The organism is Mesorhizobium sp. LNHC232B00, assembly GCF_000502435.1.
GTDB lineage: Bacteria > Pseudomonadota > Alphaproteobacteria > Rhizobiales > Rhizobiaceae > Mesorhizobium > Mesorhizobium opportunistum.
Genome location: NZ_AYWP01000040.1, coordinates 35989 through 42063 on the forward strand (window position 1 = coordinate 35989; position 6075 = coordinate 42063).

5 protein-coding genes and 1 pseudogene are annotated in these 6075 nt (G+C 62.1%); 3 read left to right on the plus strand and 3 right to left on the minus strand.

Annotation, left to right across the window (positions count from 1 at the left end):
• The first annotated feature begins 36 nt into the window (after window positions 1–36).
• Complete coding sequence (locus X743_RS1000000173735) at window positions 37–384, plus strand: hypothetical protein (protein ID WP_245264336.1); 348 nt, start codon at window positions 37–39, stop codon at window positions 382–384.
• On the opposite strand, the gene X743_RS140465 is transcribed toward X743_RS1000000173735, so the two are convergent.
• Both X743_RS140465 and X743_RS140460 read right to left on the minus strand, forming a co-directional pair.
• A complete protein-coding gene (locus tag X743_RS140465; RefSeq protein WP_023768872.1) occupies window positions 302–2281 on the minus strand; it encodes a bifunctional 2',3'-cyclic-nucleotide 2'-phosphodiesterase/3'-nucleotidase in 1980 nt (659 codons plus the stop codon). The genes X743_RS1000000173735 and X743_RS140465 overlap by 83 nt on opposite strands.
• 147 nt (window positions 2282–2428) lie before the next feature.
• Window positions 2429–3694: an NAD(P)/FAD-dependent oxidoreductase gene (locus tag X743_RS140460; protein WP_023768873.1), complete on the minus strand. Its 1266-nt coding sequence runs from the start codon at window positions 3692–3694 to the stop codon at window positions 2429–2431.
• A gap of 163 nt (window positions 3695–3857) precedes the next feature.
• On the opposite strand from X743_RS140460, the gene X743_RS140455 reads away from it, so the two are divergent.
• Entirely contained in the window at window positions 3858–4508 is a 651-nt protein-coding gene (locus X743_RS140455) for a 5-formyltetrahydrofolate cyclo-ligase (RefSeq protein WP_023768874.1), read from the plus strand.
• 456 nt (window positions 4509–4964) lie between these two features.
• Here X743_RS140455 and X743_RS140450 read toward each other — a convergent pair whose 3' ends face one another.
• On the minus strand, window positions 4965–5438 hold the full coding sequence (locus X743_RS140450) for an Lrp/AsnC family transcriptional regulator (RefSeq protein WP_013895662.1): 474 nt from the start codon (window positions 5436–5438) through the stop codon (window positions 4965–4967).
• 158 nt (window positions 5439–5596) lie between these two features.
• Here X743_RS140450 and X743_RS140445 point away from each other — a divergent pair.
• Window positions 5597–6075: pseudogene (locus X743_RS140445) on the plus strand (alanine dehydrogenase); the annotation flags it as partial.

Below are 6075 nucleotides of genomic sequence, written 5' to 3' on the forward strand. Positions count from 1 at the left end.
AGCGGTTATGTCCCGGATGCTTGCCGCCAGGGGACATTGCTCATCCCGATCAATATCGCGAAATGGATGTGGGGTTGGCCCAACCGGTTTCTCGACCGCATGCAGGCCGTCGATACACAGGTCTACCTGCTCGGCCCTTATTCGGGCGGCGGCTTTTCGGAAGGACTGGACGACCCACAGCTCATCGACCAGTTGCCGGACGGCTATTCCGGCGGCATTTCCACGGATGCGCCGGATCTCGTCATGACATGGCTTCACGCCGCACACGGCGGCGTGGCCTGGAACGCCTCAAATGGCCCTATCAGAGCAGTATGCGATATCTGGCAAATCCGGCTTCACCCTCGCCCGCCGGTTCGATCTTCAGCAATTTCACATCGGCGATGAAATCCTTGGCCTTGACGCCGGTCTCGAAGACGACGCTGGTTCCGGGCAGCGGCGCGAACGACCAGTTGCCGTCGGCCGACGGGTTGATCGTGCCCTCGCTCACGATATAGCGGACGATGACGTCGCGATTGGTGTCCGGCGCCTCGTAGATGATCTTCGAGGCATTGATGTCGGGAAAATTGCCGCCGCCGCCGGCGCGGTAATTGTTGGTGGCGACGACGAATTTCTGATTGGGATCAATTGGTTTGCCACCAAACATCAAGTCGGCGATGCGATTGGCGCCGGCATTCGCGACGCCGCCCTTGGCGTCGTATTTCGGCGGCTGCGACAGGTCGACCTTGTAGGTGACGCCGTCGATGACATCGAAATTGTAGGACGGGAAGTCGGTGTTGATGAGCGCCTGGTCGGCCTTGCCCGGCTCGATCCGGTTGAAGATGCCGGCCGACATTTCCAGCCATTCCTTGACCTCGGCGCCAGTGATTTCGACAGCCCGCACGGTGTTGGGATAGAGATAGAGGTCGGCGACGTTCTTGATGGCGATATCGCCGGCCGGCACGTCGGTATAGTAGTCGGCGCCGTTGCGCCCGCCGGCCTTGAAGGGTGCGGCGGCCGACAGCAGCGGCACATCCTTCCACTGCGTGCTCTTGAGAATGTCCCTGAGGTACCAGGTCTGCGCCTGGCTGACGACCTGCACCGACGGATCGTCGGCGACCAGCGCGAAATAGGAATAGAGCGGCGCGGACGTCTTGCCGACGGGACGGCGCACATAGGCCAGGGTCGCCTGATGGTCCTGTTCGAGTGCGGCGATGACACGCTTGTCGTCGGGAACAGTCGGCTTGTTCTTGTTGTCGACGCGCTCGAAGATCGGCCGCGCCTCGGATGTCGCCGAAACAACCTTCCATTTCGATCCGTCGCGCTCCAGCATCAGGTCGATCAGCCCCATATGCGAGCCCCAGAAACCGCCCATGACGGCGGGTTTGCCCTGCAGCGTGCCTTTTTGCGTGTCGACGCCTTCGAGCGCCTGGAAATCCTTCTTGCCGGGGAACACCAGGTGCTGGTGACCGGTGAACACCGCGTCGATGCCGTCGACGCCGGCGACGAAGAACGAGGCGTTCTCCATCATGTCGCCGTGCTGCACATCAATGCCGGAATGCGAGAGCGCGATGACGATGTCGGCGCCTTCCTCCTTCATCTGCGGCACCCAGGCCTTGGCCGTCTCGACGATGTCGCGCGTCTTGACGTTGCCTTCGAGATTCTTGAGATCCCAGACCATGATCTGCGGCGGTACGAAACCGATGATGCCGATCTTGATCGAGTGCTCGGCGCCCGAACCGTCCTCGATCTTCCTGTCGAGGATCACATACGGCTTGAGGTAGAGCTTGTCGTCGCGTGGGTTCGCGGCAAGTTGGGTGCCCCGGATCAGGTTTGCGCAGACGAAGGGAAAGTTGGCGCCGGCCAGCACCTTGTCCAGGAACGACAGGCCATAGTTGAACTCGTGGTTGCCGAGCGTCGAGCACTCATAGCCGAGCAGGTTCATGCCTTTCATGATCGGGTGCAGATCGCCATCCTTCAGGCCCTTCTCATAGGCGATGTAGTCGCCCATCGGGTTGCCCTGCAGCAGGTCGCCATTGTCGATCAGCATCGAATTGACGGCTTCCTTGCGCACCGCGTCGATCAGCGATGCCGTGCGCGACAGGCCCATCGTGTCGTTGGCTTTGTCGGCGTAGTAATCATAAGGCAGCACGTTCACATGGATGTCGGTGGTTTCCATGATCCGAAGATGCGCCTGGTTGGCTTGAGCGCGGGCGGAGAAGGGATGGAGCATGATCAGCGCCCCTGTGGCGGCGGCGCCCGCGAGGAGACCACGACGAGAGACGGGATGGAGCAGCTGCGACATGTTTTCTCCTAGTTCGACGTAACAAGCCCTGCCCCGAAGCGAACTTCGCGCTGAAATCGGCTCAAGTCCATTCAAGAAGTCGCGTGCATTGGAGCGCCAGCCAATCAGCAACAGATGACGCGCGGATGAAGGGAGCAGTGAAGAAAATCAGGTCTTGTCGTCGTCGCCCTGGGTGATCAGCCGGGCGCTGCGCTGGCCTGTGGCGTAGATCCATAGCCAGCTCAGGGAAACCGCAAGCCGGTTGCGGAAACCGATCAAAAAATAGATGTGCGCAATTCCCCACAGCCACCAGGCGAGCCAGCCCGTGAGCTTGATCCAGCCGAAATCGATCGCGGCGGCGCGTTTGCCGATCGTCGCCAGATCGCCGGCATGCTTGTAGCGGAAAGGACGCGCTGCCGTGTCACCACCGAGCTTGGCCTTGATGGTGGCCGCAACATGTCGGCCCTCCTGCTTGGCGGAAGGCGCCACGCCGGGTACCGGCCGTCCATCGGGCCGCAGCACAAGCGCGGCGTCGCCGATGACGAAAATCTCGGGGCTGCCGGGCACACTGAGGTCGGGCTCGACGAGCACCCTGCCCGCGCGGTCCGCCTTCGCTCCCAGCCATTCGGCGGCTGGCGAAGCGGCAACGCCGGCTGCCCACAGGATCGTTCGGGCCGCCAGCTGCTTGTCGCCAAACACAACACCTTCGGCGTCGCAGCGCGTCACGGCCCGGCCAAGCTCGACGGTCACGCCAAGCCGTTCGAGCGCCTTGCTGGCGTAATCGGAGAGTTTTGGCGCGAAATTGGCCAGGATGCGGTCACCGGCCTCGATCAGCACCACGCGCGTTTGCCGCGTGTCGATGTTGCGGAACTCGCCCCGCAGCGTGTCATGCGCCAGTTCGACGATGGTACCGGCCAGCTCCACGCCGGTCGGCCCACCGCCAACGATTGCGACGGTCAGCAGCGCCTGGCGTTTGGCGGGATCGGTCTCCCGTTCTGCCTGTTCGAAGGCCAGGAGAATGCGCCGCCGAATGGTGGTGGCGTCCTCCAGCGTCTTCAGGCCTGGAGCGAACGGCTCCCACTCATCGTGACCGAAATAGGCGTGGCGGGCACCGGTGGCGAGCACCAGCGTGTCGTAGGCGATGGCGCTGCCGTCATCGAGCAGCACGCGCTTGCCGGGGCGGTCGACCCCTGTGACATTGGCGAGCAGCGTCGTCACGTCCTTGCGCTTGCGCAGCAGATGGCGGATCGGCCAGGCAACCTCGGAGGTCGCCAGTGCCGTCGTCGCCACCTGGTAGAGCAGCGGCTGGAACAGATGATGGTTGCGCTTGTCGATCATGGTGATGCGCACCGGGGCGCCGGCGAGCGCACGGGTGAATTCGAGGCCGCCGAAACCCGCGCCGACAACGACGACATGATGGCTGGCTTGGCTCATTTCGTTCACCCTGACAGCTAGATTACTAGCCCAGACGTAGGTATTTTTGTGCAATGCAGCAACAGAAGGACAGTGCCCGGGACTCGTCGTTGCATGTCGTGAATGCACATGTTGTATCGTGTCGCGAGGTATAGCGTCATCGAACACGCTTACGAGGTAACGCATGGCCAATGATCATGACGACCCGGGTCCGGCGCAGTACTCCTCGCCGCCTTGCTTCATGCACGAACTCGACCCGGAGTTCCGAGCGCCGCTATCCGACTGGATCGATGTGAGGCGCTGGCGCAAGGCCGAGCGCGAACGGCTGATCACCGCCCGACTCGCGGTTTCGGCCGACGAGCGAACGGCCATGTCGCAACGCATCGCAGATGGGCTCGACGCGATCATCGGCGACATCACCGGGCGCATGGTCAGCCTCTACTGGCCGTTTCGCGGCGAACCGGACTTGCGGCCATGGGTGGCGTCCGTCAATGAGCGTGGCGGCCGCACCGCTCTGCCGATTGTCATCGAGAAAGGACAGCCGCTGATCTTCCGCGCCTACAAACCGGGCGACCGGCTGGAAAAGGGCGTCTGGAACATCCCGATCCCGGCCGAGGGCGATCCGGTGCTGCCCGACATCGTCATCTCGCCGATCGTCGGCATCGATCCGGCAAACTATCGCCTGGGCTATGGCGGCGGCTTCTTCGACCGCACGCTGGCCGCCATGCCGTTCAAGCCGCTGGTCATCGGCGTCGGCTACGAACTGCAGCGCATCGCCACGATCTATCCGCAGCCGCACGACGTCCCGATGGATCGGATCGTGACGGAGGTGTAAAAACCTGTTTGGGAAATGAGACCGGTTCACGACGAGTGACACGATGATCGGACGAACTGTAGCGGCTGCCCTTGCAATTGCGTTTTCCGTTTCGCCCTTGCATGCGCAACCACGGCATCGTTTGCCGAGCGGTTATAAATGGGGCCGCTGCCTGCTTGCTGTTAACGGTCAGACACGCATATCCGGAAGATGCTCCTATCAAATCGAGAGGGGCGGCGGTTTTAATATCCAGGGGCCTCGGCAAGTTTTTGCAGGTATCGACTATCCCGATACGAACAGCGGGGCCGGTGAAATGTCCAAGGATTACTGGGCCGTCGTATACAAGGACGGTGATCTTTGGGAAGGCTATGGGAACTCGGACGTTCGGGCAACGCACGGTGAACCCGGAGATTGGGGCGACCTTCGCCGCGAAGGCGCATGCTATGTCGGCAAGGACGTCCGGGTGTGCCTTTGGCGCTAGGCCATTTCCGGCTTCATGCCCATGGCTGTCCGATCGACGATCTCACGCAAGGCGAATGACGAGTTGATCTTGGTCACATGCGGCATGGCCGACAGCCATTCCTTGTGGATGCGCTCATAGTCGACGAGGTCCTTCGCCGCGATGCGCAGGATGTAGTCATATTCGCCCGACATCAGGTGGCAGGACAGCACGTTGGGGCAACGCTTGATCGCCGCCTCGAAATCCGACAGCGTCTTCTCGAACTGCCCTGACAGCGATATATGCACGATCGCCGTCATCTGATGGCCGAGCGCTGCATTGGAAAGCCGGGCGTGGTAGCCGCGAATGGTTCCGGACTTCTCCAGATTATCAAGCCGCCGCGAACAGGCGGATTGCGACAGGCCAACCTTCTCGGCAAGCGCCGCGTTGGGTATCCGGCCATCCTTCTGCAAACTCTCGAGAATGGCGATATCAATCCTGTCGAGCGGCATTTTTCGTGAATCCTGCGAATATCCGGCTGTTTTGCGCAACGATTATCGAAACATGCCGGTTCACGCAAGCGCATTCGCAAACACCTACAGGCCGATTCATGGTTCACTCTGTCCATACAGGGAGTGAGCCCCTAAGGGGCCGGATCAGGAGAAGAAAAATGCGCGTCGGCTGCCCCAAGGAAATCAAGAACCACGAATACCGCGTCGGCCTCACACCCGGAGCGGTTCGCGAATATGTCGCCCATGGCCATGAAGTGCTGGTCGAGACCGGCGCCGGTGCCGGCATCGGCGCCGACGACAACGCCTACCGTGCCGCCGGCGCCACCATCGCCAAGAACGCCGCCGACGTGTTCGCCAAGTCGGACATGATCGTCAAGGTCAAGGAGCCGCAGCCCAATGAGTGGGTGCAGCTGCGCGACGGCCAGATCCTGTACACCTATCTTCACCTGGCTCCAGACCCGGAGCAGACCAAGGGCCTGCTCGCTTCGGGCGTGACGGCGATCGCCTACGAAACCGTGACCGACGACCGTGGCGGCCTGCCGCTGCTGGCGCCGATGTCGGAAGTCGCCGGCCGCCTGTCGATCCAGGCCGGCGCGACGGCGCTGCAGAAGGCCAATGGCGGCCGCGGCGTGCTGCT